This is a genomic window from Pseudoxanthomonas kaohsiungensis, assembly GCF_010211765.1.
GTDB lineage: Bacteria > Pseudomonadota > Gammaproteobacteria > Xanthomonadales > Xanthomonadaceae > Pseudoxanthomonas > Pseudoxanthomonas kaohsiungensis.
Genome location: NZ_PDWO01000001.1, coordinates 268,530 through 293,735 on the forward strand (window position 1 = coordinate 268,530; position 25,206 = coordinate 293,735).

At 72.0% G+C, this 25,206-nt stretch carries 14 protein-coding genes and 2 tRNA genes; 11 read left to right on the forward strand and 5 right to left on the reverse strand.

Features of this window, described 5'->3' with window-relative positions; translation table 11 throughout:
* Positions 1 to 272 precede the first annotated feature (272 nt).
* The 7 genes from CSC66_RS01285 (at position 273) to CSC66_RS17425 (ending at position 19,260) form a co-directional block, all read left to right on the forward strand.
* Entirely contained in the window at positions 273 to 923 is a 651-nt protein-coding gene (locus CSC66_RS01285) for a hypothetical protein (protein WP_162375473.1), read from the forward strand.
* Positions 920 to 10,747 carry a DUF6603 domain-containing protein gene (locus tag CSC66_RS01290; RefSeq protein ID WP_162375474.1) on the forward strand — a complete coding sequence of 3,276 codons (9,828 nt, stop codon included), beginning with the start codon at positions 920 to 922 and terminating at the stop codon, positions 10,745 to 10,747. Before CSC66_RS01285 ends, CSC66_RS01290 begins: the two co-directional genes overlap by 4 nt.
* Entirely contained in the window at positions 10,747 to 12,744 is a 1,998-nt protein-coding gene (locus CSC66_RS01295; RefSeq protein ID WP_162375476.1) for a hypothetical protein, read from the forward strand. Before CSC66_RS01290 ends, CSC66_RS01295 begins: the two co-directional genes overlap by 1 nt.
* Positions 12,741 to 13,760, forward strand: a complete 1,020-nt coding sequence (locus CSC66_RS01300; RefSeq protein WP_162375478.1) for a hypothetical protein — start codon at positions 12,741 to 12,743, stop codon at positions 13,758 to 13,760. Before CSC66_RS01295 ends, CSC66_RS01300 begins: the two co-directional genes overlap by 4 nt.
* Positions 13,760 to 17,782 carry a hypothetical protein gene (locus tag CSC66_RS01305; RefSeq protein WP_162375480.1) on the forward strand — a complete coding sequence of 1,341 codons (4,023 nt, stop codon included), beginning with the start codon at positions 13,760 to 13,762 and terminating at the stop codon, positions 17,780 to 17,782. The genes CSC66_RS01300 and CSC66_RS01305 overlap by 1 nt, the downstream gene beginning before the upstream one ends.
* Before the next feature lie 50 nt (positions 17,783 to 17,832).
* Complete coding sequence (locus CSC66_RS01310) at positions 17,833 to 18,921, forward strand: M12 family metallopeptidase (RefSeq protein ID WP_202935569.1); 1,089 nt, start codon at positions 17,833 to 17,835, stop codon at positions 18,919 to 18,921.
* 174 nt (positions 18,922 to 19,095) lie between these two features.
* Entirely contained in the window at positions 19,096 to 19,260 is a 165-nt protein-coding gene (locus tag CSC66_RS17425; RefSeq protein WP_202935570.1) for a hypothetical protein, read from the forward strand.
* Between the two features lie 98 nt (positions 19,261 to 19,358).
* Here CSC66_RS17425 and CSC66_RS01315 read toward each other — a convergent pair.
* The 4 genes from CSC66_RS01315 to CSC66_RS01330 form a co-directional block, all read right to left on the reverse strand.
* Positions 19,359 to 19,434, reverse strand: a tRNA-Glu gene (locus CSC66_RS01315).
* Between the two features lie 40 nt (positions 19,435 to 19,474).
* Positions 19,475 to 19,550: transfer RNA gene (locus CSC66_RS01320), tRNA-Ala, on the reverse strand.
* 106 nt (positions 19,551 to 19,656) lie between these two features.
* Positions 19,657 to 20,394 carry a sulfurtransferase gene (locus tag CSC66_RS01325; RefSeq protein ID WP_162375482.1) on the reverse strand — a complete coding sequence of 246 codons (738 nt, stop codon included), beginning with the start codon at positions 20,392 to 20,394 and terminating at the stop codon, positions 19,657 to 19,659.
* Positions 20,395 to 20,472: 78 nt separating this feature from the next.
* Positions 20,473 to 20,826 carry a DUF6164 family protein gene (locus CSC66_RS01330; protein WP_162375484.1) on the reverse strand — a complete coding sequence of 118 codons (354 nt, stop codon included), beginning with the start codon at positions 20,824 to 20,826 and terminating at the stop codon, positions 20,473 to 20,475.
* A gap of 75 nt (positions 20,827 to 20,901) precedes the next feature.
* Between CSC66_RS01330 and CSC66_RS01335 the strand changes: the two genes are divergently transcribed.
* Complete coding sequence (locus CSC66_RS01335) at positions 20,902 to 21,345, forward strand: FKBP-type peptidyl-prolyl cis-trans isomerase (RefSeq protein ID WP_162375486.1); 444 nt, start codon at positions 20,902 to 20,904, stop codon at positions 21,343 to 21,345.
* Between the two features lie 4 nt (positions 21,346 to 21,349).
* Positions 21,350 to 22,621 carry a TIGR03862 family flavoprotein gene (locus CSC66_RS01340; RefSeq protein ID WP_162375488.1) on the forward strand — a complete coding sequence of 424 codons (1,272 nt, stop codon included), beginning with the start codon at positions 21,350 to 21,352 and terminating at the stop codon, positions 22,619 to 22,621.
* 196 nt (positions 22,622 to 22,817) lie between these two features.
* Here the strand turns inward: CSC66_RS01340 and CSC66_RS01345 are convergent, their stop codons facing one another.
* Positions 22,818 to 23,408 (reverse strand): DUF6151 family protein, encoded by a 591-nt coding sequence (locus tag CSC66_RS01345; protein WP_162375489.1) that lies wholly within the window; start codon positions 23,406 to 23,408, stop codon positions 22,818 to 22,820.
* A gap of 95 nt (positions 23,409 to 23,503) precedes the next feature.
* Here CSC66_RS01345 and CSC66_RS01350 point away from each other — a divergent pair, with 95 nt between their 5' ends.
* Positions 23,504 to 24,244: a flagellar motor protein gene (locus CSC66_RS01350; protein WP_162375491.1), complete on the forward strand. Its 741-nt coding sequence runs from the start codon at positions 23,504 to 23,506 to the stop codon at positions 24,242 to 24,244.
* Positions 24,245 to 24,256: 12 nt separating this feature from the next.
* Positions 24,257 to 25,204, forward strand: coding sequence for a flagellar motor protein MotD (gene motD, locus CSC66_RS01355; protein WP_162375493.1), 948 nt, complete (start codon positions 24,257 to 24,259; stop codon positions 25,202 to 25,204).
* Positions 25,205 to 25,206: the final 2 nt, after the last annotated feature.

Sequence of the window (25,206 nt, forward strand, 5' to 3'; positions counted from 1 at the left end):
CCTGTGCCCCGCCCCGCCCGATTGCAAATCCGGGCACGCCGGCGCCCCGGCGCGGCATGCGCGCCCGGAATCCGCAAGAACCGCAGGCGGTCCAAGGCGTTCGCGCGACGCAAAAGCACCGGAATGAATGGTTATGCGGCCGTTGGCCGGACGCCCGGCGACCCTGCGTTGGACAGAGGGCAACTGTCGTTTGCTCCCCCTGCTGCAAGACCTGCGACGCCATGCGCCGCACGTCTGCCTGTCTGCCCGCTTGCCACTGGAGGGCTCCGCGGATGACCGAGACCGTCGCTCCCGAGTTCGCTGACTTCATCCGTGCCGAGCGCCAGGCCAGCCGCCTGCCCCAGGCCGCCACGCGCACTAGGACGGCCGAGGGCGACGTGTTTCCCGGCGTGTTCATCGCCGCCGCACGACTGGACCCGCTGTTGCGCGTTGCCGCGCGGCGCGCCGCCGGATTCTTCCGCGCCACCAAGCGCACCGAGGTGGTCTGGGTCCAGGGCGACAGCGAACTGGCGGTGAACTTCGCCGCGGTCAGCGTGCAGGCGGGCGATGGCACCTTGCTGGTCACCCTGCCGGTGCGCTGCGACCAGGTCGGCAAGGCCAACGTCGGCGTGCTGTTCGCGGTCGGCTCACCCAATGCACCGGCCGGGCTGTATGCGGCCACCGCCGGCCGTCCCAGCGGACCGGAGCCGGTGGTGGCGGCCTGGAGCGAGGCGCTGGTCGCCTTCGCCTGGAACTGCCTGCTGGAACTGGTCGGCGGCATGGCCGCCGCGGTGGGCAAGGACCAGCGCGGCAACCTGCTGGTGCCGGTGGAGCTGTCGGCGCGCAGGCAGGGCATCGAGATCGTGCCGATGGCCCGGTTCCGCTTCTCCGGTTCGAGCACGCTCAAGTCCAGCACCTCGAAGAGCCCGGCGGTGAAGCCATGAGCCTGGGCACCGACGATTTCGGCGTACTGGGCCAGCTGGGCAAGGCACTGGGCCTGTTCGATGCGGACGGCGATCCGAACCAGGACTGGTTCGCCAATCCCGAACAATCCCTCAAGTCGATGCTGGCCAACCCGGCGCAACGCGAAGCGCTGATGGCGTTCATCGACGAGGCGATGGGCGGCGACGAGCGCAGCACCGACAACGGCGTCACCTGGCTGCCGCTGCTCGAACTCGACGACCCGCCACTGCAGGTTGCCATTACCGTGGACGACCGGCCTGCCGAAGGCCTGCATATCGGCCTCGGCCTGCGCTGTTCGACCACCGGGCCGAGCTCGGCCACCACGGTGGCCATCCCGCTGTTCCGCGCGCAGAAGCAAGGCGGACCGACGGTCGAGCCGCTGCTGCTGGGCTCGGTCGGCGGTCGGATCCGCCTGGGCAGCACGATCACCCTCGACGATGCGGCTCCGGTGCCCGGGCAGGCGCGGCTGGGCGGCATCGGCCTGGAAATCGAACTGCCGACCTCGCCCTCCGATCCGGCCGGCCCGGTGTTCGGACTGTTGCTGGAAGGCCTGCAACTGCCCGGCGCGCCTGCGCCGCGCGATGTGCATGTGTCGGCCAACGGCGCCGACGAACTGGATGACGCCCTGCTCGACCTGGTCCTGTCGCTGGTCAAGGCGCAGGCCGATGCGGCGGGTGCCTCGGCCGAGCTGTCCGCGCTGGCCGGGCTGCTGGGCCTGTCCGACGGCGACCAGGTGCCGGACTTTCCGATCACCGCGCTGCCGGCGCGCGGCGCCCTGGCCATCGCCGACTGGGTGCGTGGGATCCTGCTCGATGCCGCGGCGCGCACCGACTGGCTTGGCCACCTGGCTTCGCTGCTCGGCGGTAGCGTGTCCGGCGGTGCCGCCCGCTTCGACCTGGGCGGTGCGGCACAACTGGAACTGGCGTTGCGCGTGGACAATGGCCCGACCGGCAACCCTTGCCTGACCCCGGCGCTGTCGGTGTTGCTGGGCGACGGCACGGCGCGGGTGGAAGCGCGCGCGGACCTGATGCGGGTGGACCTGGTCAGCGGCCAGGCCCTCGCCCTGCCCTCGCTGGGACTGTGGGCGGCGGCAGGCACGGCCGCCAGCCCGCTGCTGGACACCCCCGAAGCCCGCGCGGAAACGCTGCGCCTGGGTTTCGCCCTGGATACCTCGCGCCGGCTGACCTTCGTGCTGGCCGCCGATGGCGTGGTGCTGCGCGGCACCTCCTACGGCACCCTGGACCTGGGCACGCCCGACGCGGTCATGGGCGCGGCCGGGCAGATCGCCGCCGACGCGCTGGACGAGATCGCCGAAGAGATATTCGAAGGCCTCGGCGATGCGCTGGCGCTGGTGCGTCGCCTGACCGGACTGGCGCCGCCGGCGGGCGTGGGCGCGATCAGTGCGCAGCAACTTCTGAGCGATCCGCTCGCCGCCGTCGCCGACTACTGGCGTTCGCTGCTGGCGGTGCCCGCGGCAGCGACCAGCGTGCTCGAAGACCTGCGCCGTGCCGTTGCCGATGCCGCGCAGGACGCGCTGCCGGTGACCGGTGCAGGCACGCGCGCGCAGCCCTGGCGGCTGGCGTTGGCCGGGCCGCTGCAACTGGAGCTGTGGCGCGATGGCGATGTCCTGTTCGTCGACCTGGGCGTGGAAACGCGCGTGGCCTCGCTCGGTCCGGTCTCGACGGTGGAATCGCGCATCGCCGCGCGCCTGGCCCGCATCGACCTGGCGGCGCGCGGCATCGAACTGCTCGGGCAGGTCGACGCGCTGCTGGCGACGCGTTCGCACGGAGGATCGCCGCTGGCACGACTGACCTTGGCCGACGGCCTGGCGCTGGAAGCCGGCCATGTCGGCTTACGCGTGGGCTGGTCGCCTGCGGCTGGCCTGTCGGTGACCGCCGACGCGCCCGAACTGGCGTTGCATCGCAGTGCCAGCCACTGGCCGATCAAGCTGCCGGCGATCGCCGCCGATGGCAGCGTCGATCTGACGCCGGCCGACTGGGATGGCGTGGAAGCCCTCGCCGGCCAGATCGGACGACTGGCCGGCGGGTTCCCCGCCGAACTGGCCGCGGTACTGGGCTGGGATGCGCCGCCGGACTCGCCGGCATCGCATCGGCTGCGCCTGGCCGACCTTGTCGACGATCCGGCCGCCACGTTGCGCACCTGGCTGCCGTCGCTGCTGACCGGCGACCTGCGCGAGCGCGCACTGGCCGTGGCCGCGGACCTGTTCGCCGGCACGCCCTCGCTGCCCGGCGCGTTGCAGGGCATCGGACGCCCGGACGATCCGTACCGGATCGCGCTGGACGATGCCTTGCCCGAGCTGGCGCTGTGGTTCGCGCCCGACGGCATGCCGCCGGTGGTGCCGGCGCTCGACGAGCTGCTCGATGGGTGGCAAGCCGGAGACGACGGGCTGTCGGCTGCGGCATTGCATGCCGCCCTGCTCGCCCGCTCGGTCCTGTCGGCCGACCTGCAGGCACTGCTGCAGGGCCGCGATGTCGAAGGCGGGCTGACCGCGCTGGTGCAGCGCTGGGCCGGCGGCGACGGACGCATCGTGATGCCGGCGACCGCGCCGCCGGGCGTGAGCCTGCATACCGCGCCGCTGTCGTCGGTGCAGCTGCACGGGCGCATCGACCTGCCGACGTTGCTGGGCCGGACGCTGACCACCGTCGTGCACGTGGCGATCGGCAGCGACGCCTGGCCCGACGCGCCGGCCGGCCGCCGCATCGACCTGTGCGGTGCGGGCCTGGATGCGTCGATGTTCGCGCTGCCGGCCGCGGCCACCGGTGAGTGGTTCGTGGCCCTGGGCACGCGCGCCGATTGCCGCGGGAGCAATGCCAGCAGCGACGGCACGCCCGAACAGGCGCGGCGCCTGCAGCGCTGGCTGCTTGAGCTGGATGGGGTCGACAACCAGGTCGCACTAGTCGCCGTGGCCGGCGCCGGCCATGCCGCGCGCCTGGCCGCGCAGGACCCGGCGTGCGCGCATGTCACCGATGTAGTAACACTCGGCACGCCGCTTTCGCCGGTGTCGCTCACCGCCCTGTCGATCCAGCCCACCGCCGATGCGCTGCGGCTGCTGCAGCGGCTGCTGCCCGCGCCTGACAGCGCCGATTCGGCGGACCTCAAGCTTGGTCGCGGCCTGGTGCAATCGCTGATGGAGCTGGCCACGCAGGCCGATCCGGGGATCGACCTGCGCCTGCCGGCCGACCCCTTGCCCGATCCCCGTGCCGGCCTGCGCGTGGCGGCGATCTTCGGCGTGCTGTCCGAGGCGGACGTGACCCGTGCGCTCACCACGATCGTTTCGGCCGCACTGGGTGTGCGCACCGCATCGGCGCCAGCCGCGGCCGCTGGCATCCGCGCCGGCCTGCGCTGGCCGCTGCCGGTGAACACCGCCGGCACGCTGCGCATCAGCGGCAGCGCCGAGCTCGAACTGGCCGCCTGCGACCTGGAGGGGTTGCCGGAACTGGCCCGCGCCCTGCACGTGCGCCTGCGGATCGAGGACGCGACCGGCTGGATCGTCGGCGCGCACGACATCGAACTGCGTGCGGTTTCGGTGGCCTTGACCGTGCCGCTGGTGGGCGATGCGCAGGCGGTTTCGCGCGTGGTCCTGCACGACGCGCGCATCTACGGCCAGGCCTGGGAAGCGCTCACCCTGGGCAGGGTGACCGGCACGGCCGATGCGGTCGCCGCGATCCTGCCCGAGGCACGCGTGCTGCTGTCGGCGGCCATGCAGCGCCTGACCCAGGACCTGGCCAGCCAGGCTTCGCTGGCGTTGTCGCAGGTACTCAGGGCGCTCGGCATCCTCGATGCCGCCGGCAGCCTGGTCGGCGACGCGCTGGACCAGTTCGTCCACGACCCGCTGGGCCTGCTGCGCCAGCGCCTGGCCAGCGAAGGCGTGGAACTGGCCATCGCCGTGGCCTCGTTGCTGGGCCAGCGCGGCATCGGCATCGACCTGCCCGCACGCCGTGCCTATGTCGAAGGCGAAGGCCATGGCCGATTCGACTGGGAGCTGGACCTGTCCGCCGGCCCCGATGGCATCGCCGGTCATGCGAGCCTGGGCAATGCGGCCTTGCCGATGGTCGGCGGTCTGCAGCTGCGCCTGGACCTGGCGCCGCTGCGTATCGCACTGGACTGGCAGTTGCCCGGCGGCAGCGAAGAGATCGTCGAACTGTGGCCGGCGCCGGACCCGCAGGCGCTGGCGCGGATGGCCGCGCGCGCGGCGCCAGGCCTCGCCGCGCAGGCGGCGGTGGAAACCATGCGCCGGGCCGACGACGCGGTGCGGCCGCTGCTCGACGGCGTGCTCGATACGCTGGGCATGCTCGATGGTGCGGCCGGCGATGCGCAGCGCGCCCTGCGGCCGCTGGCCGGGATGTTCGCCGATCCGGTCGCCTGGCTGCAGAGCAGCGGCGCGCTGGCCGCCGATCCGGTGCGCATCCAGGCGTTGTTCGATTCGTTGCGGCCAATGCTGGGCTTGCCCGGCAGCGACGGCCAGCCGCTGGCGCTCGCGCCCGGCGTGGCCCTGTCGGTAGCGGTCGATGGCGGCGGCGCGCGCCTGGCCCTGGACGTGGATTCCTCGAGCTGGGCTGCCGCGCCTGCCATTAGCGGTCGCCTGGCCTGCGGCATCGGCGCGACCCTGGCGATTGCGCCATCCGGCGCGCCGCGGATCGGGCTTGAAACGCGCCTGGGACTGGCCGGTGCGGTCGGCGGCCGCCAGTCGCTGGCCATCGCGCTCGAGGGTGGCGACCTGCGCGTGCTGCTGCGGCCGGAAAGCGGTGCGGACATCCCGCTGGTGCCGTTCGCCGGATTGGGGGCGCTGTCCAGCGTTGCCGAGGCGGCCCTGCCGCACCTGCTCGATGAACTGGCCGGGCTGTCCGGCACGCCCGGCAATCTCGTGCGTACCGTCGGCGATGCGCTGGCGCTGCGCCGTGGCACGCCATCCCGGTTCGACGCGCAGGCGCTGCGCGCGTGGGCCGCCGATCCGGCCGCCGCGCTGGCCGGTGCGATCCCGACCCTCACCGGCAGCGCGCTGCAGGCGATCGGGCCGCTGCTCGATGACTTCCTGCCCGCCGCGGTGCAGGCCACCGCGGTACCGACCCAGCTGGACGTGACCGTCGCCGGCGTGACGCTGGCCTGGCGCCCGGCCGAAGGCCGGGTGCGCATCGGCGCGCCCGCCATCGCCGTGCCGGGCATCGAAACCCTGGGCCTGGCGTTGGCGGTCAGCGCGGCCGGCCTGGACGAACTGGCCGTGGCGATCGGTCCGGCGCGGATCGACGCCGGCGGCGTGCTGCTGCGCCCGTTCGCCAGCCTGGCGGTCGGCACCGCGCCGGTCGGCGGGCGCCGGGTGATGGTCGGGCTGTCGGCCGACGACACCCGGCATTTCGCCGCACGCTGGCGCCTGGATGGCGGCGGGTTCGACATCGTCGCCAGCGATGGCCTGCTCGCCGAGGCGATCGCCACGGCCGACCCGGCGCAGGTGGCCTTGCGCGTCGTCGATGTCGTCGCCGACGTGGTCGCCGCGATGGCGATGCAGCAGCAGCCGGTGCAGGACCTGCTTGACACGCCGTTCGGCACGACGAGCGGCGCGGACGTGCGCGCGTTGCTCAAGGGCGTGTTGCTGGATGCCGCCGATCCGGACCAGCTGATCGACGGGGTGTTCGACCCGGACACGTTGCTCGAACGCGTGCAGGTGCTGTTCGGGAACATCGCCGACGCGCAGTTCGAGGTCACGATCGAGGGCCTGACCCTCGGCATCGCCCGCGACGGCGGCCGGATCGGACTGCAGGTCGGCATCGCCGACCGCTTCGCCCTGGTCGAGGGCGATGTCTGCCTGTGGCTGGAAACCGACGCCGACTGGATCACGTCCAGCGCCGGCGGCGACGATGGCGGGTTGTTCGTGGGCCTGGTGAAGACCAGTCCGCTGGCGTTCAAGCCTTCGCTGGCAGTGCGCGGCGTCGGCCTGCGCGTGGGCCGCTCCGGCGCGCCGCTGCTGGATGCGGGCATCGGCATCGGCTCGGTGGCGCTGCACGTGTTCGCCAATGTCGATGGGGACACACCGGCGGACTGGGGCCTGCAGCTGCAGTTCTCGGAGCTGGCGGTTGCCGCCTCCGGCGCGCAGGGCGGCAACGGCATCGCGGCCGGGATCATGCGCGACACCGGGCCGACGCCGCCGAAACCGGCGTTCTCGCCGGCGCTGGCGATCCAGGCGCACGACGGCGGTGCGGTCAACGTGTCGCTGTCGGCCGGCGACGGGGCGGGTCCGTGGTGGATCGGCATCCGCCGCGGCTTCGGCCCGTTGTACCTGGAGCAGGTCGGATTCGGCGCGACCTCGCTGCAGGGCCGGCTGGAACGGATCTCGCTGCTGATGGACGGGTCGGTGTCGATGTTCGGCCTGACCTGCGCGGTCGACGACCTGCAGATCACCTACCTGGCCGGCAACGACGACTTCTTCAACCCGGGCAGCTGGCAGGTGGACCTGGCCGGGCTGGCCGTCTCGGCCGACATCGGCGGCGTCTCCCTCGCCGGCGGCCTGCTCAAGCAGGCCACTCCCCAAGGCGTCGAGTACCTGGGCATGCTGCTGGGCCGCTTCGCCGTCTACGGACTGACGGTCTATGGCGGCTACGGCGAAGGCGAACAGGATGGGCAGAAGTTCACCGCCTTCTTCGCCATCGGCGCGGTCAACGGGCCCATCGGTGGCCCGCCGGCCTTCTTCCTCACCGGCATCGGCGGCGGCTTCGGCATCAACCGCCAGCTGCGCCTGCCCTCGGACCTGGCCAGGTTCGGCGACTACCCGCTGATCCAGGCGCTGGACATCGCCGCCTCCCCCGCCGATCCGATGACCCAGCTGCGCCAGCTCGGGTCCTACTTCCCGATGCAGCGCGGCACGTTCTGGTTCGCGGCGGGCATGTCGTTCAACAGCTTCGCGCTGGTGGACGGCATCGCCGTGGTCGGCGTGCAGATCGGCGACGGCCTGGACATCAACCTGCTCGGCCTGGCGCGCATGGCGCTGCCGCGGCCGCAGGCGGCGCTGGTGTCGATCGAGCTGGCGCTGCTGGTGCGGTTCTCCAGCAGCGAGGGCGTGCTATGGGTGCAGGGCCAGCTCACCGACAACTCCTGGCTGCTGTACGAGGACGTCAAGATCACCGGCGGCTTCGCCTACGTGATCTGGTTCAAGGGACAGCGCGCCGGCGAGTTCGTGCTGACCCTGGGCGGCTACCACCCTGATTTCCACCGCGACGGCTACCCGGTGGTGCCGCGCCTGGGCCTGCGCTGGAGCATCGGCAGCAACATCGTCATCAAGGCCGGCACCTACTTCGCGCTGACCTCCGAGGCGCTGATGGCCGGCGGCGACTTCGAGGTCTCAGCGCGCTTCGGCCCGGCGTGGGCGGAGGTGAAGTTCGGCGCGCACGGCATCGTGTTCTTCGATCCGTTCCATTACGACGTCAGCGCCTATGCGCGGATCGCCGCGGGCGTGACCATCGACACCTGGCTGTTCGGCGAGATCACCTTCTCGATCAACATCGGTGCGCGCATCCACGTGCTGGGCCCGGACTTCCGCGGCAGCGCGACCTTCGAGGTCGGGCCAATCGAACTGACCGTGAGGTTCGGCGGCAGCGAGAAGGCCGACCGCAACGTGCTGGGGTCCGAAGCGTTCGTCGCCAAGTACCTGGAAGCGGCCGACAACGGCAAGGCGCGCCCGCACGCGGTGATGGTCAACACCGGCGCGCTGCCTGCGCGCGGCGAAGACTCCACCCCGGACGGCTCCGCGTCGCGGCCGTTCGTGGTGGTCAATGAGTTCTCGATGACCTTCACCACCACGGTGCCGGCCACCGGCGTCGCGCGCACCCTGCCGCAGCCCGGGCAGCAGGCGTCGACCCCGCACCCGCCCAGTGCCGGGCTGGGCGTGGCGCCGATGGGCGCGGCCATGGCCACCTCCACCATCGCCTTGGCATGGCGCGCGGACGGCGCCGACCGCAGCTTCCCGTTCGACGACAAGGCACGCCCCCACGGAAGCTTCCCACTGGGCGTATGGGGGCCGGAACAGGATCCCAATGCGCGCAAGGTGCCCAAGGGCGAGATGGTCAGGGCGCTCAACGAGCTGGAGCTGGTGTGCAAGGCCCTGCCCTCCGGCGGCGGCCCGCAGATCGCCTACCACCAGGTGGAGATCGGCAAGCGCAAGCCACTTCCGTTCAGCCGCAGGCCCAATGCGATCCAGGCCCAGCTGGCCGCGGCGCAGTCGGTCGCCGCGCTGGTGCAGCAGCCGGCCGACACTGCCGCCGCGTTCGCCATCGCACGCCAGTACCTGTCGCGCAGTGCCACGCCCACGGCACTGGCCGCGTTGCGCGGCGAACGCCAGTCCCCGCCGCGCGTGGGTGCGTTGACCGAAGGGCTGGAGATTGCCCAGTCCACGGTCGTGCCCGATGCCGCCAACCCGCCCGCGGTGGCCGACCATGACCACTTCATCGATGCGCCGGTCGTGGTCGGCCTGCTCGATGGCGCGACCGTCGGGCTGACGGTCGCGCCGAAGGCACGCACGACGGTCAAGGGCTCGGCCAAGGGCTGGCGGATCGCACCGCCGACGCTGGCCGCGGTCGATGCCGGACGCAGCCGGTCGATCGCCGCGCGCCTGACCGTGATCGACACGCCTGCACAATCGCTGCGCGGCGGCACGGTGCTGGCGTCCAATGCATTGCCGCCTACCGCGATCGCGCATGCGGCCACGGCCAGTGTGGCCCGGCATGGCTCGGCGCAGCAGGCGGCGCTGGAGGGATTCGCCACTGCCATGGCCGCGGCAGCACCGGCCACGCGCAGCCGCCGTGCCACTGCGCCTGCCGGCGCATCGCTGGCCGCCGGCCAGACCGTGGTCCTGCAGCTGCCCAATGCACGCGCCGACGTCGCCGGCTCCGGGCCGCGACCGCACCTGGCGGTCAGTGGCATGCCTGCACGCGTGGTCCTGCTCGCGCACGGCGGACGCTGGCTGGCCGATGCACGGGTCGGCGGCGGCCAGGCGTCGGCGACGCTGGAAGTGCCGGTGGGCACCGAGCGGATCGTCGCGATCGGCCTGGGAACACCCGAGGTCGACACCGTTGCCGCGCACGGGCTGTCGGGTTGGCATGCCGGCATGCAACTGCCTTACGCCGGCTGGTCCACCGCCATTGGCCCGGGCTGCGTCGTCCGCGCGCGCGGACAGCGCCTGGCGTTGCATCGCGAACGCCAGCACGCCGGCTGGGTCGGCGGTGCCGAGCTGGCCCGCGGGACCGGCACGGTGGCCACCACGTTCGTCGATCCGGTGCGCATGGTGCTGGTGGTGCTCGACGATCCGGCGTTGGCCGGCGACCCGTCCGCGGCGCGGCAACTGCTGCTGGGCCTGGACGGCGCGGTGCGAGCGCGCGATGCCACCGGCGACCGGCCGCCGGTGCTGCTGGTCATGGACAACCGCAGCGTGCTGGCCTACGACATCGTCGCCGACGGCGACAGGCCGGTGGTCGTCACCATCGCCAGCGACGACGACTGGTCGCTGGTCGGAGTGATGGCATCCACCGGCATCGATGCACGTTCTGCGGTGGCCAGCATCGGTGCGCGCGGACTGGATGCGGTGGTCGCCCCGTTCGCGGCAACGCCGGTGGCCGGCACCGACACGAGCAGCCGGCTGGCGTGGCGTGGACCGGTGCGCAGCCGCCAGGCGCGCATCGCCGCCCGCGCCCAGTCCGGTCGTCCGCTGGATATCGAGGTCGCATCGGCGACCGGCAAGGCCGCGCGCAAGCCCGCGGCCAATCGGCCCCGCAAGACAGCCAAGAATGGAGCGCGACGCTGATGCCCCCGCAGACAGGCCATTTCATCCTGCACTCGAACGTGATGCCACGGCTCACCGCCGGTCGCTACCAGTTGCGGACGCGGCAGGACGGCACGCCGTTCGACGTGGAACCGGAGGTCACCCACATCCAGGTGTCCTCGCCGCGCTACACGATGCCCACCGACCAGATCCTGTCCAGCTTCCCGCCGGCCAATGCCGAGGGCGCGTTCGGCGAACGTCTGCCGCAGGTCGTGCTCAAGCGACGCACCTTGCCGTGGGAGCGCAATCCGGCCGGCGGTCTGGATCCATCGGATACGCCCTGGCTGGCGCTGGTGGTGGTGGCCGAGGGCGAAGCCGAGCTGTCCACCGCCACTGCGGTCGGCGAGTGCGTCACGCCGGGCACGACGCTGTTCCACCCCGAGGATCGCGACGTCGAACAGGGTCTGTACCTGGCGGTGACCGAAACGGTCGTGCGAAAGATCTTTCCGACCCGCGAAGACCTGCCGCTGCTGGCCCACGTGCGCGAGGTGGACGTCAACGACACCGAACTGGCCAACCGCGACGACGATGGCTGGCTGGCGGTCGTGCTGGCCAACCGGCTGCCGGTGTTCGACCACGCCAACGGCAAGGCGGTGCGCTACATGGCGTGCCTGGTCAACCTGGAAGGCCAGCTGGATGCATTGCCGCCGCCGCAGGCCATCGCCGACAGCTTCGTGTTCGAGCTGGCCCAGGACTGGTCGGTGCTGGGCAAGCTGCAGGCGCAGAGTCCGGACCTGCGCGTCCTCGGCGGCCTGCCGCTGCCGCAGCCGGTGCACCGCGACTCGCGCGAGGTGCCCATCGCCGCCGCGGCCAATCCACCCAAGGTCCACGCCTCGGCGATGGGCGCCGCGCTGGATGGCGCGGCCGCGATGAAGGAAGTGCCGGTAACCCGGCAATGGTCGCCGGTCACCGCCCAGGTGGCCGCCGCGGCCAGCGACCCCGACGCCAGGCTGCTGGTCCGCGACACCATGGCCAGGGGCTTCCGCCTGCCGATCGAGCTGTATGCGCGGGAGAAGGTGTTGCGCTTTCCGGTGCTGGCGCACTGGTCGTTCACCACCGCTGGCGACGTCAGCTTCGAAACCTTGATGCAGGACCTGGACGTGGGCCTGCTCGGCACCCTGCCCGAGCAGCAGCCCGAAACGGCATCGACACCCGAACTGGTGCAGACCGGCCACATCGGCCTGGACCACCGCACCCGTCGCGGCGATCCGGTGCGCGCCTGGTATCGCGGCCCGTGCGTGCCCTTCCCCACTGCGCGCAACGGCGAGGCCGCCCCCGGCGCCGCGCCGCTGGCGCATTCGGCCGACCAGCTGCGCCGGGTGATTCCCGACGGGCGCGAAGACCTGGGCCTGGCCTCGGCATTCGAGATCGGCCGGCTGATGGCCCTGTCGCAGCTGTCGGTGGTATCGGCCTTGCTGCGCTTCCGAGGCGAGCAGTTCGGCGCCGGTCGCGTGCGCGAACTGCTGGCCGAGCTGGTCGACTTCGACCTGCCGGTGCTGGCCGGGACGCGCGTGGACCTGGGGCGCCTGGTCGCCCTGCACGCGATCGAGGGATTCGCGCGCGACACCGTGGCCACGTTCGGCACGCGCCGTCCGGTCGCCGATCCGGGTCGGCCATTGCGCGTATCGGGCGACCTCGACGCCGTCATCGCCGAAGGCCTCGGGCTGGACCTCGCGGCCCTGCGCAAGCAGGCCGACAGCGTCGGCGTGCTGGCCGCACTGGACGCCACCGCGGCGCCGCTGGCCAGCCCCGGCCGGGCGCCATCGGACAAGATCGTGCTGCCGGCGTTGCAGGCCGCGCTGCGTGGCGAACTGCAACGCACGCTCGAGGTGGCCGTGCCGAAGAAGGCGATCCTGCGCGGGTCCGCCCGCGGACGCGCGGCGGCCGCGGCCGCGCACGGGCGCGACGCACTGGACGAACTGCTCGACACGCTGGCCAGCGAACCCGCCGACGACGACGACATGGAGGACGCGCCATGAAATTCGCCATCACCGCGAACGTGGCGCTCAAGGCCGCGACCAAGGCCACCCAGTACGCCGACCTGGTCACCGACCACGACCCGGACGACGGCACCCATGTCGTTCCCGGCGAACTGCGTCGCTTCCTCGGCCGCCTGCGGCTGCTGCATGGCGTGCCCTTCAGCTACCTGGTGCCGGACGCCGGACTGCTGCCGCTGGAGTCGGTCCGCTTCTTCCACCTGGACCGTGCGTGGACCGATGCGCTGGTCCAGGGCGCGCTGAGCGTGGGCACGATCAGCAGCGCCGACCGCGCCCAGCTCGAAGCGGCCTATCCGCATATCCGCAAGGAGGTCGACGAAGCCGAGCGCAACATCCGCCGCCCGAAGGAAGAGAAGCTGCTCAAGGCCGATGGCGGCGCGATTACTGGCTTCGTCATGCGCTCGCGCCTGGTTTCCGGCTGGCCGAACCTGCACGTACGCGCCTATTCGGTCGACTCGATGCCCGACAACCAGCTCACCACCCTGGCCGAGTCCAGCCCGTACCGGATGAAGGTGCTGCGCATGGAACGGCTGGCGCCGTCGGTGCTGCTGGTCCTGTTCGATGGCGTGCCGGCGGTGGTGCACGTGGAGGAGCCGCGCCAGGGCCTGCAGTTCGGCGTACGCACCACGCGCAACGGCCAGGGCGCGAGCCAGTCGCGCCTGCACGTGCGCGATTGCGACAACGGCGACAGCGTGCCACCGCTCACCTCGCTGGTGGACGCCAACTCGGTGGCCGTTCCGTTCCGGGCCAACGCACCGGGCGTGATCAACCTGCACGAGCTGCGCAGGCGCCTGGCAGCGAAGGCGCCCAACTCCGGCGGCACCCTGGAATCCAACGAGTTCGCCCTGCAGATGCTGCGCTTCCCGTACCGGCAGGTGTTCGGCGATCCGGAAAACCAGGAGCAGCAGCGGTTCTATCCGCTGGACAAGTTCAAGGTGACCGTCGCCCTGGACATCTGGAAAACCACGCTGCTGTCCAAGCTCGACGGAGGTCCGTGATGAGCCGCAGGACCCGCAAGGACGCCGCTCCCGTACCCGCCGGCGCGGCCGCCAACCCGAACGCCGCCACGATCGCGGCATTGCGCAGCAAGCGCTTCCTGGCCGCCGACCGCGCCGCCATCGACCTGGGCGAGATCGCCACCTGGGACAAGTACTTGTTGCGCGAGCGGCGCCTGCTGGTGCCGGTGGACGTGCAGGCCCTGTACGTGCCCGCCGGCAGCAGCGAGCCGATGGTGCGCCTGCCGATGCTGGTCGCGGGCGCCGGCGGCACGACCGTCGAGGACGTCGAGGACGGCATGCCCGATCCGTTCGATCCCGGGCAGCCGCGTCCGGCTGGCGTGCACCTGCACTGGGCCATGCCCGACGCGCTGCTGCGCGGCGAATTGAAGGAAGCCGGTGACGGCAGCGCCAACCGGCTGGCCTTGCCGCCGCTGCCCGACCGCTGGGTCGTGCTGCGCCTGTTGCTGCCCAGCGGCGCCGATCGCCCCGTGGTGACCGGCTGGGTACTGGAAGCCGATCGGGCGGTCGCGGTTCCGCTGGCGCAATGGACCGAGGACGGCCAGGCTTCCAACGCAGCCACGCCGGCCGGAACGCCGATCGACGCCGACGCGCTGACCGGTACCGTCGGCGGCTCGGTGGCCTGGTCCGGTGTTTACGACGCGGTGCTCAACCGCTTTGCCTTCCACGATCCGCTCGACGATGCCGACGCACTGGCGCGCCCGGGGGTGGAAGAGGACTGCGCCAGCTACGTGGTCGCCGGTTGGTGGAGCGATGCAGCGCGCGATCCGCTCGATGCGGCGCGCGACAGGGCCAGCCTGCACGAACTGCTCGAGGGCCTGCGCTGGCGCCTGCTCTACGAATGGGGCGACGAGGCCGGGGAGCGCAGCCGCCAACAGGCCCAGGACGACCTGCGCAAGGCGCTGGGCCTGTCCAGCGCCGGGCGCCGGGACACGCCGCGGCCGACGAAGAAGTCCGCCGGGCGGGCACGCGCCGCCGCGCAAGCGGCCAGCGCCAGCGCCTTCGTGCCGCTGGACAGGAACGTGCTGGCGGTGCAGCCGTACGTGGCCGCCTCGATTTTCGCCAACGATGCGGTCGAGCGCTTCGTCGCGCCCGCCTGGCAGCTGCGTTCCAGCCTGCTGCACGGCGTGATCCACGGCGTGCCGGTGCGCGGCGCGGCGGCGCTGGACCGGCGTCCGGACAGTCGTTCGCTGGAGGTCTCCCTGGGCCTGCAGGAGGACGACCTGCTCGCCGCGCTCGCGGTGCCCGCCAGCGCGAGCCCGGAGGAGCGGCGCAGCGCAGATCGCCTGTTGACCGCGTTCACCGCGCAGAAGGTCGACCGGCTCGGCGCGGCCGACGGCGCGGTGGAACTGGAGGAGCACGAACACGGCGCGGCGTTCGCGTCCCTGCCCGCAGGTTCGGCGGGCAACGACCGCTACCTCAAGCGCGTGCAGACCGGCGGCGTCGGCGGACTGGGGGTGGGCCGCAAGCGCGCCAAGGCCAGCGCCACGCACCTGAAGAAAACCGGTGCGGCGGCGCAGGGCCCGATGCTGCAGGCCCAGACTATTTTCTCCCTGCAGGCGCGCCCCTCGCTGATGATCGCCAGCGAGGCATTGATCGGCGACCTGGCCCGCTCCCGCGTCGGCGACGTCCTGGCACCCACCGAGGCGCGCGTCGTCGACCGGCCCGCGCCGCGCCATGCGTTCCCGACCGAGCCGATGCTGGCCGTGCGCGGCGCCGGACGCAGCCTGCGCCACGGCAGCGACGGCCGCTTCTCGGCTGATGGCAAGCTCACCTGCCGCTGGCCCAGCCACGTGGTCGCCTCGATCGACGGGGTGATCGCCGCCGACCGCTTCATCGCCTCGCTCGGCAACGGCTCGCTGCCATCGGAGGTGCTGGCGCTGGCGCGCGAGGCCCTGCTGCACGACCCGTACCACGACGAGTGGATCGCCGCGGCACTCGCGCCGCCAGGTACCGGGCGCACCGCGCTGCTGAAACGGCTCAAGGCCGAATCGGCGCTGCGCTACGGCCGCGACGGCACCTACGACGGCGCCACCGTGGCCTTCGATCCGGTGCTGGCGCGGGCCACGCCGGCGCGTGCGATGGCCGCGCGCCAGCAGGCGCGCACCGGCGCCTGGCAGCAGCAGAAGCGGGTCGCCGACCAGATGCGCCGCTTCTCGCTGTTCAAGGGCGCCGACCCCGATCCGGTCGGCGTCACCACCTGGGCGCAGCCGTGGATACCGCTGTGGCTGGAATGGGAGGTCGCCATCGACGGACTGGATCCGCCGAGCCTGCAGGCCTGGTCGTTGGGCGCGGTCGACCTCGAGAACGCCAGCCTGGCGATCGAGGGCGCCAGTGCGTACGTGCGCGGCCGCTCGCCCCTCACCACGGGTGCGGCCAAGACGCTGCATTCGGCCATCGACGACTGGCTGCAGAAGGAGGAGGCGCTGGACCGGGCACACGCCGGACAGGTCGACGATGCCCTGGAGGAAAGCTATCGCACGCTGGCCGACGCGGTCGAAGGCCTGGACGTGGTGACCGCCACGCTCGATGGCCTGCGCCACCAGTTGCTTGGATTGCGCTCGAGCGACGGCCTGCGCCGCCCGGCCACGCCTGCCGGCGTGGCCAACCCGGTACCCGAGGATGCCCCGCATGCCCTGCTCGCCGGGCGGCTGAAGCTCTCCCGCGCGCGACTGCTCGACGCGTTCGGTCGCACGCTTGAGGTGCCCGTGGATGCCGTGCGGACGCCGGCACGCGCTTCGCTGGATGGAGAGCCGGGCGCACTGGCTTTGCCGCCGCGCCTGCTGCGGCCGGCCCGCTGGCTGTTCCGGCTGGTCGAGGCAGGCACCCCGCCCGCTGCCGAAGGCATCGAGGCGCGCGTGGACCAGATCGAACCGGCGTTGCAGGTCAATCCGGTCGCCGGCTTCCTCATGCCCGACCACCTGGACGAAAGCCTGGAGATGTTCGATGCCAGCGGTGCGCCCGTGGGCGAGCTGCTGCACGAGCCGAGCAGCGGCGGCGTGATGTGGGAGATCGCCGCCGGCCGCGAGGGCCCGGCCGATGCCGGGCCGCATTACGGCCTGGCGCCGGCGCAGAAGGCGCTCGGCGACCTGGCCGTCGCGCTGGTTGCCGCCGATGCCGCCGCGCGCCAGGGCAGCGCGCTGGACCCGGATGGTCCGCACGAGAGCGCGCTGTCGGCGATGTTGCGCGCGATCGACGCCACCCTGTGGTCGGTGGACAGCTTCGCTTCGCTGGGCAGCGAGCATGTGGCGGGGCTGGTCGGACGCCCGATCGCGGTGGTGCGCGCGCAGCTGCGGCTGGAACTGCGTCCGCCGGACGACATCGACCTGTCCGACCCGGTGCACGCGCAGCAATGGCAGCAGGCCGAACGCGATGCCGCGCGCTACGCGTTCCCGGTGCGGATCGGCGAGGTCACCCGCAGCGACGACGGCGTGCTCGGCTTCTTCGTCGACGACGACTACTCGCGTTTCCGCCTGGTCGACAAGGCCATCGCCGGGGCGGCGACGGAGTCCGGACGCAGCCGCGGCCAGCTCGGCCTCTATCCGCCGCCGGCCGGCATGCCGGCCAACGAACCGCTGGCCCATCCCTACATCGCCGGCAGCGACGATGCCGATACCCTGCAGCTGCATATCGGCCAGCGCGTCACCCTCACCCTGCTGATGCATCCGTCGGGCAAGGCGACGCTGACCTCCGGCGTGCTGCCGCGCAAGCAGCTGGCACTGGCGCGCGACTGGGTCGGTCCCGGGCTGGCGGCGATCGCGCCCTCGCTGCGCACCGGGCCGGTGCTGGTGGAGACCGACCTGGCGGTCGAAGGCCAGGTGCGCCTGCCCAAGGTGTCGGTGTTCGGCAAGGACCAGAACTTCCTCTGGCGCGACACGCCCGCGACCTGGCGCACCGACGCGATCCTGGCGGCCACCCAGGCCGCCCTGCTGCCCGAGAGCCCGGCCGAGCTGCGCGAAGGCTGGATCCGGGTCGCACCGGATACGGGAAACGACGACACCTGATCCGCATTCCCGCGTCGCCGCACCCACTCATCGCCGCATCGAGGACCCCCATGGCCCACACCTGCAGGATCTGCTCGCCGTATGTCCCCGGCCTGACCCACGCCGACACCGCGCGCGAAGCATCCGACGAAGCGGCCAGCGCCGAGCGCGTGGACAACCTGCGCATCACCCCGATGCGCGCCGGGTCCGGGCGGACCCGTGCCGCGGTCGAGCGCATGAAGCTGTGGCAGAACGGGCGCACGCTGCGGGTCCGCTTCCTCGACGGCCGTCCCGAGGTGCAGGCGCGCGTGCGCGACATCGCCAAGGAGTGGGAGGCCCTGGCGAACCTGCAGCTGCAGTTCGTCGACAGCGGCCCGGCGCAGATCCGGATCAGCTTCGCCGAGGAAGGATTCTCCTGGTCGACGGTGGGCACCGATGCGCTGACCGTACCGGCATCGGAGGCAACCATGAACTACGGCTGGCTCGAGCCGGACACCCCGTTGCGCGAATACCAGCGCGTGGTGCGCCACGAGTTCGGCCACGCGCTCGGCATGATCCACGAGCACCAGAATCCGGCGGCGTCGGGCAAGATCCCCTGGGACCGCCCCAAGGTCTACGCTTACTACGCGCAGCAGGGCTGGGACCGCGACGACGTCGACTTCAACATCTTCCAGGTCTACGACGAGGACAGCACCAACCACAGCGCCTTCGATCCGGCCTCGATCATGCAGTACGCGGTGCCCGACTCGCTGACCGTCGGTTCCTACGCGATCGGCTGGAATACCGAGTTCTCGGCCACGGATATCGAGTTCATGAGGCGCCAGTACCCGCGCAACGCGCCGGCGATGCAGGAGCTGCAGATCGGCGGGGCGCGGGTGGAGACCGACCTGGCTCTGGCCGGCGAGGTGGACAGCTTCCACTTCGAGGTCGCCGCGGCGGCGACCTTCATCATCACTACCGAAGGACCGACCGACACCGTGCTTACCCTGCACGGCCCGGGCGACCGCGGCGCGGTGCTGGCCTGGGACGACGACCTGGGTCGAGGCCGCAACGCGCGGCTCGTGCGCAAGCTCCAGCCCGGCTACTACTGGCTTACGGTCCGGCACAAGGATGCCGGTGCGGCAGGACGCTACAGCCTGGGGATCAAGCAACGCGCCTGAACCACCGTTCAGGCCCGGGCTGAACGACGGCCTGCGGCGGCATGAATGCTTAAGCCCATGCGGCACGCGGATGAACGCATCACGCCACGCTAGCGGACGGTCGACCTGCGTTTTACCCGCATCGCCCTAGCCTGTCCGTGCGGTCACCCGACCGCTCCATCGGAGATGACGATCATGGGCAACCAGAAGAACCAGAACGATCAGAACCGCCAGAACCAGACCTCGGGCCAGCCGGACCAGAATCGCCAGCAGCAGCAGTGGCAGGATCCGGATCAGCAGAAGAAGGGCGACAACCAGCAGCAGCGTCCGCAGGACGAACAGCATCGCCAGCAGCGCTGACGCCTGGTAGCCGGCAAATCCCTGGTCGGCAAGCCGCCCGAAAGGACGGATGCCACCAAAGAAAACGGGCCCGCATTGCTGCGGGCCCGTCTGCCGTTTGGCGTCCCCACGGGGATTCGAACCCCGGTCGCTACCGTGAAAGGGTAATGTCCTAGGCCTCTAGACGATGGGGACTTGGAACCTGTTGCCCCTCCTGCCGCACGCGGCGAGGAGTTGGTGGAGCCAGCCGGGATCGAACCGGCGACCTCTTGCATGCCATGCAAGCGCTCTCCCAGCTGAGCTATGGCCCCACGAGCTGAGGAGCGAAATTGTATGCAGGCTTTTGTGAACGCGCAAGCCTTCCCCTGAAAAAACTTCGCGGGTGCGGTGCCGCGCCGGTCCGCGCCCGGCCGGCGCTCAGTCCGCCAGCGGCTGCAGTTGCGGATCCAGCGCCACGCGGTCGTCGAACACGAAGCAGCGGCCGTCGTAGCCGGCGGCGCCGACCTGCTCGAAATAGCCGAGGATCCCGCCGTCCAGCTGGACCACGTTGTCCATGCCGTCCTGGTGCATCCACAGCACCGCCTTCTCGCAACGGATGCCGCCGGTGCAGAAGCTGACCACGGTCGTCCCGCGAAGCGCATCGCGGTGCGGGGCCAGCGCCCCGGGCAGTTCGGTGAAGCGGGTGATCGGCAGGGTCAGCGCACCGGCGAAGGTACCGTGCTCGACCTCCTGTGCATTGCGCGTGTCGAGCAGCACCACCGGCCGGCCGGCATCGTCGCGCCGGCCCTGCGCCAGCCAGCGGGCCAGGGTCGGCGGATCGACCACCGGCGCGCGACGGCCGGCCGCCAGCGGCGTGGCGCGGTCGTCGCGGAAACTGATGATCTCCGGCTTGACCTTGGCCTTGAGCCGGGCGAACGGCATCCGCTCGCTGTGGCTGTACTTGGCCTGCAGCGTGGCGAAACGGGGGTCCTCGCGCAGCGCGGCGACGAAGCCGCGCAAGGCCGCGTCCTCGCCGGCCAGGAACAGGTTGATGCCCTCGCCCGCCACCAGGATCGTGCCCTTCAGCCCGGCCAGGCTGGCGGCCTCATGCAGGCGGTCGGCCAGGGCTCGGGGGTCGTCCACTGGGGCGAAGTGGTAGGCGGCAAGGTTGAGCATGGCGGCATTGTAGGGCCGCGCTCCACGGCAGACCTGACCAGGACGCGACCGACGCAGGCAGCGGCCGCGTCGGTCGGGTCAGCGCAGCAGCAGCCAGGGCAAGGCCAGCACCAGCAGGACCAGGGCCACGATCGCCGCCAGCCGCGGCAGCACGAACTCCGGACGCTCGCGCAACAGCTCCAGGAAGCCCTGGCGGCCTTCGCGCGCCTCCCGTTCGCGGGCCTGCTCGCGGCGGCGACGCTGGTAGTCGTCGAGCAGGCGGCGCGCGTCGGCATGGGCGTCGGCGTCGCGCAGCCACAGCGCGCCACCGGAGATCCCCCAGGGTCCGGGCCGGGTCTCGTACCAGTCGAAGCCGTGCGCGGTGAGCAACTGGCGCACGTCGTCGGCCTCGTCGTCGGGCACGTTGCGCAGGTGGAAGAGCAGTTTCGCCATGGGCGCATCATAGCGGCCGGCGGCGCCCGGGCCGCCATCGGTTACCCTTGCCGCCCCGCGAACAGACCTGCCCCGATGCGCCGCCTCGCCGCCCTGCTCCTCCTGCTTCCCACCCTGCTGCTCGCCGCGTGCGAGGGACCGGACAGCGTCCCACCCGGAGGCGGTGTCGCCGAGCTGCAGCGCATCGACGAACGGGTCGGCACCGGCGCGACGGCCACGGCCGGAAGCGACGTCACCGTGCACTACACCGGCTGGCTCTACGACGAAAGTGCCCCCGACAGGCGTGGCACCCAGTTCGACAGTTCGCGCAACCGCAACGAGCCGTTCACCTTCCTGCTCGGCGCCGGCCAGGTCATCCGTGGCTGGGACGACGGCGTGGCCGGCATGCGGGTCGGCGGCCGGCGCACTCTCCTGATTCCTTCCGGCTACGGCTACGGGCGCCGCGGCGCGGGCGGGGTGATCCCGCCCAACGCCTCGCTGGTGTTCGAGGTCGAACTGCTGGACGTCAAGCCGCACTGACGCCATGGCCGCGCCCGGATCCCCGTCCGAACTGCCCGGGCTGGCCATCATCGGCGGCGGTCCGGCCGGACTGATGGCCGCCGAGGTCGCGCGTGCGGCCGGGGTCGAGGTCGATGTGTTCGAGGGCAAGGGCTCGGTCGGGCGCAAGTTCCTGATCGCCGGCAAAGGCGGGCTCAACCTGACCCATGCCGAACCGATGCCCGGCTTCGCGCGACGCTACGGCGCGCGCGAGCAGGCGCTGGCCGGATGGCTGCGCGATTTCGGCGCCGACGACCTGCGCGAATGGGCACGCGGCCTGGGCGTGGAGACCTACGTGGGCAGCTCCGACCGGGTGTTCCCGCTGGACCGCAAGGCTGCACCATTGCTGCGCGGCTGGGTGCGCCGGTTGAAGGACCAGGGCGTGCGGTTCCATGTCCAGCACCGCTGGCTGGGATGGGACGATGACGGCACGACGCTGCGATTCGACACGCCCGACGGCGAGCGTCGCGTGCGCCCCGCAGCGGCGGTCCTGGCCTTGGGCGGTGGCAGCTGGCCGCAGCTCGGTTCGGACGGCGCCTGGGTGCCGCTGCTGGCCGGGCGCGGCGTGGAAGTGGCACCGCTGCTGCCGAGCAACTGCGGCTTCGACGTCGACTGGAGCCCGCATTTCGCCGCACGCCATGCCGGCGCGCCGCTGAAGCCGGTCATCGCGCACTGGATCGGCGCGGACGGCAGGGAACATGCGCTGCAAGGGGAGTGCGTGGCGACGTCCAGCGGCATCGAAGGCAGCCTGGTGTACGCACTGTCAGTGCCGCTGCGGGACGCGATCGCCCGCGATGGCCAGGCGACGCTGTGGCTGGACCTGGTGCCCGGCCGCGACCTGGCGCGGCTGCGACGCGAGCTGGGCCGGCCACGCAACGGGCGCAGCCTCAGCGAGCACCTGCGCCGGCAGGCCGGTGTCGACGGAGTCAAGGCCGCGCTGCTGCGCGAGGTGCTCGATGCCGCTTCGCTGGCGGACATGGACCGCGTGGCCGCCGCGCTCAAGCGCCTGCCGCTGCGGCTGCAGCGTCCGCGGCCGCTCGCCGAGGCGATCAGCAGCGGCGGCGGCGTGCGCCTGGAGGCGCTGGACGGGGGACTGATGGCGACCGCGCTGCCTGGCGTGTTCTGCGCCGGCGAGATGCTCGACTGGGAGGCCCCGACCGGCGGCTACCTGCTGACCGCGTGCTTCGCCAGCGGCCTGCGCGCCGGCCGAGCCGCGGCCGCCTGGCTGCGGGCGCACAAGCCGGGCGGCCACCGTTGACGGCGGCCCGCATCACGTAGAGCCGGGCTTGCCCGGCTGGCCGCGCCGCCCGCACCGCGCAGCGGGGCAAGCCCCGCTCTACGAACGCGACGCAAGCTGAGGCGCACTCGCCCGCGGACCCGCGCTGACCTGATCACGGGTCGAGCGCACCGGTCCCGAAGCGGGCGCGATGCAGCAGAAGGGTCCGCCGCTGGCTTCAGCCGCGCTGCAAAGCCTCGCGCTGCTCGCGGCTGACCACCTGCGGTTCGCGCACCGGCTGCCCCGCGGCGTCGAAGAACGGCGCGGCGGCGCGGCGGCCACGCAGGCGCGCAAGGATGGCCGGGAGGAAGATGCGCACGCCGCCGACGAGGAAGCGCAGCGGCGCCGACTTCACCGGGCGCGTCGCCGATCCGGTATTGGCCACCAGGCGGTCGGCCGGGCCGAGCGCGGCGTCGAGTTCGCCCGGGCGCGCATGCACGCAGGCGGCCACCAGGCCGGTGTAATAGAGCCCGGGGTCGCGCGAGGTGTTGGCCAGCGGCGTGCGGCAGCACGCCGCGTACCAGCGCAGCAGCCCCCGCGGACTCATCGACATGCAGGCCAGGTGTTCGCCACCGGCATCGATGTGCACGCCATCGGGGGCCATGGCCAGGATCTCGGTTCCGCCGGCCGCGTCCAGCAGGCCGGGCTGGCCGAGGAAGCGGGCGAAGGCCTGGCAGTCCCTGCAATAGCAGATTGCCCGCGCCTGCGCCCGCGCCAGGTCCACGCGGCCCTGCAGCTGGCCGCACTGGCAACGCAATTCCAGGGTCATCGCCGGTCTCCGCACCACGCCGCGGATGCGGCCCGGGGCAAGGGTAACGCCCGCGCCGGCTCAAGTCCCGCCCGGGGGATGCCGATAGCGGGTCCATGGACATCCTCAGCCTTGTCGGTCTGTTGTTGGCGCTGGTCGCACTGGTCGGTGGCAGCATCCTCAAGGGTGCCGGCCTCAGCTCGCTGTGGTCGTCGGCCGCCTTCGTCATCGTGATCGTCGGCACGGTCGCGGCGATCTTCGTCCATACCCCGCCCACGGTGTTCAAGCGGGCGCTGCGGATCGTCGGCTGGATCCTCAAGCCGCCGGCCGCCGACCGCGAGGCGCTGATGGCGCAGATCCTGGAGTGGAGCAACATCGCCCGCCGCCAGGGCCTGCTCGGCCTGGAGCAGCAGGTGGCCGAACAGGACGACGCGTTCCTGAAGAAGGGACTGCAGATGCTGGTCGACGGCGTCGAGCCCGAGCAGATCCGGCACATGCTGGAAATCGACCTGGACAGCCAGGAGCACCAGGACCTGGCCGCGGCCAAGGTGTTCGAAGGCATGGGCATCTACGCGCCGACGCTGGGCATCATCGGCGCGGTGTTCGGCCTGATCGCGGTGATGAAGAACCTGGCCGACCCGAGCAAGCTCGGCCACGGCATCGCCGCCGCGTTCACCGCGACCATCTACGGCATCGCCTCGGCGAACCTGTTCTTCCTGCCGATGGCGTCCAAGCTCAAGAGCGTGATCGCCCGCCGCACCGGCGAACGGGAGATGATCATCGAAGGCCTGATCGCCATCGCCCAGGGCGAGAACCCGCGCAACATCGAGTCCAAGCTCGCCGGCTTCCTGCACTGAGGCCCGGCAGCGATGGCGCGCAAGAAGAAGCACGAGGAACACGGCAACCACGAGGCCTGGGCGATCCCCTACGCCGACCTGATGACGCTGCTGCTGGCGTTCTTCGTGGTCATGTACGCGATCTCCTCGCTCAACGAGGGCAAGTACCGGGTCATGGCCGATGCGCTGACCGCGGCCTTCGGCGGCGCGCCGCGCACGATCAACCCGGTGCAGGTGGGCAACCACCAGCAGCAGGGCTCGGACTACGACCGGCCCTCGCCCATCAAGTCCGGCGCCAAGCAGGGTCCGTCGGCGCCCTCGCCCGCCCCGAACCCCACGCTGCTGCCTTCGCTGGCCTCGCACCTGCGCACCGGCCAGCCGATGGACATGGCCGATACCCGCGCCGTGCAACGCGCGCAGCGGCAGCTCGGCGACATCGCCTCGCAGATCGAAGGCGCGCTGGCTTCGCTGGTCGAGGCCCGGCTGATCACGGTCAAGCGGTCGGAGCTGTGGCTGGAGGTGGAGATCAACAGCGACATCCTGTTCGACACCGGTTCGGCCTCGCTGGACCTGTCGGCGCGCGGCGTGCTGGCCAAGCTGGCCGCGGTCCTGCACGACACGCCCAACCCGGTGCGGGTCGAGGGTTACACCGACAACCAGCCGATCGCCACCGCCCAGTTCCCGTCCAACTGGGAGCTGTCGGCCTCGCGCGCGGCCAGCGTGGTGCACCTGTTCGCCGCCCAGGGCGTGGCGCCCGAGCGGCTGGCGATGGTCGGCTACGGCGAGTACCGGCCGCGGGCCGACAACCTGACCGACGAAGGCCGCAACCGCAACCGCCGGGTGGTGCTCATCGTGCTGGCCGCCCCGGACGACGCCGGCCGCGACGATGCGGTCAAGACCGCCGCCGCCGCGCCGATATCCACGATGGACGCATCCCCCGTCGCCGGTGCCGGCAGCGTGGCGGTCGGCGCCAATCCCTAGGA

Coding starts and splice junctions, on each gene's coding strand:
- CSC66_RS01285 (WP_162375473.1), top strand. CDS start 273: ATGACCGAGACCGTCGCTCCCGAGTTCGCTGACTTCATCCGTGCCGAG.
- CSC66_RS01290 (WP_162375474.1), top strand. CDS start 920: ATGAGCCTGGGCACCGACGATTTCGGCGTACTGGGCCAGCTGGGCAAG.
- CSC66_RS01295 (WP_162375476.1), top strand. CDS start 10,747: ATGCCCCCGCAGACAGGCCATTTCATCCTGCACTCGAACGTGATGCCA.
- CSC66_RS01300 (WP_162375478.1), top strand. CDS start 12,741: ATGAAATTCGCCATCACCGCGAACGTGGCGCTCAAGGCCGCGACCAAG.
- CSC66_RS01305 (WP_162375480.1), top strand. CDS start 13,760: ATGAGCCGCAGGACCCGCAAGGACGCCGCTCCCGTACCCGCCGGCGCG.
- CSC66_RS01310 (WP_202935569.1), top strand. CDS start 17,833: ATGGCCCACACCTGCAGGATCTGCTCGCCGTATGTCCCCGGCCTGACC.
- CSC66_RS17425 (WP_202935570.1), top strand. CDS start 19,096: ATGGGCAACCAGAAGAACCAGAACGATCAGAACCGCCAGAACCAGACC.
- CSC66_RS01325 (WP_162375482.1), bottom strand. CDS start 20,394: ATGCTCAACCTTGCCGCCTACCACTTCGCCCCAGTGGACGACCCCCGA.
- CSC66_RS01330 (WP_162375484.1), bottom strand. CDS start 20,826: ATGGCGAAACTGCTCTTCCACCTGCGCAACGTGCCCGACGACGAGGCC.
- CSC66_RS01335 (WP_162375486.1), top strand. CDS start 20,902: ATGCGCCGCCTCGCCGCCCTGCTCCTCCTGCTTCCCACCCTGCTGCTC.
- CSC66_RS01340 (WP_162375488.1), top strand. CDS start 21,350: ATGGCCGCGCCCGGATCCCCGTCCGAACTGCCCGGGCTGGCCATCATC.
- CSC66_RS01345 (WP_162375489.1), bottom strand. CDS start 23,408: ATGACCCTGGAATTGCGTTGCCAGTGCGGCCAGCTGCAGGGCCGCGTG.
- CSC66_RS01350 (WP_162375491.1), top strand. CDS start 23,504: ATGGACATCCTCAGCCTTGTCGGTCTGTTGTTGGCGCTGGTCGCACTG.
- motD (WP_162375493.1), top strand. CDS start 24,257: ATGGCGCGCAAGAAGAAGCACGAGGAACACGGCAACCACGAGGCCTGG.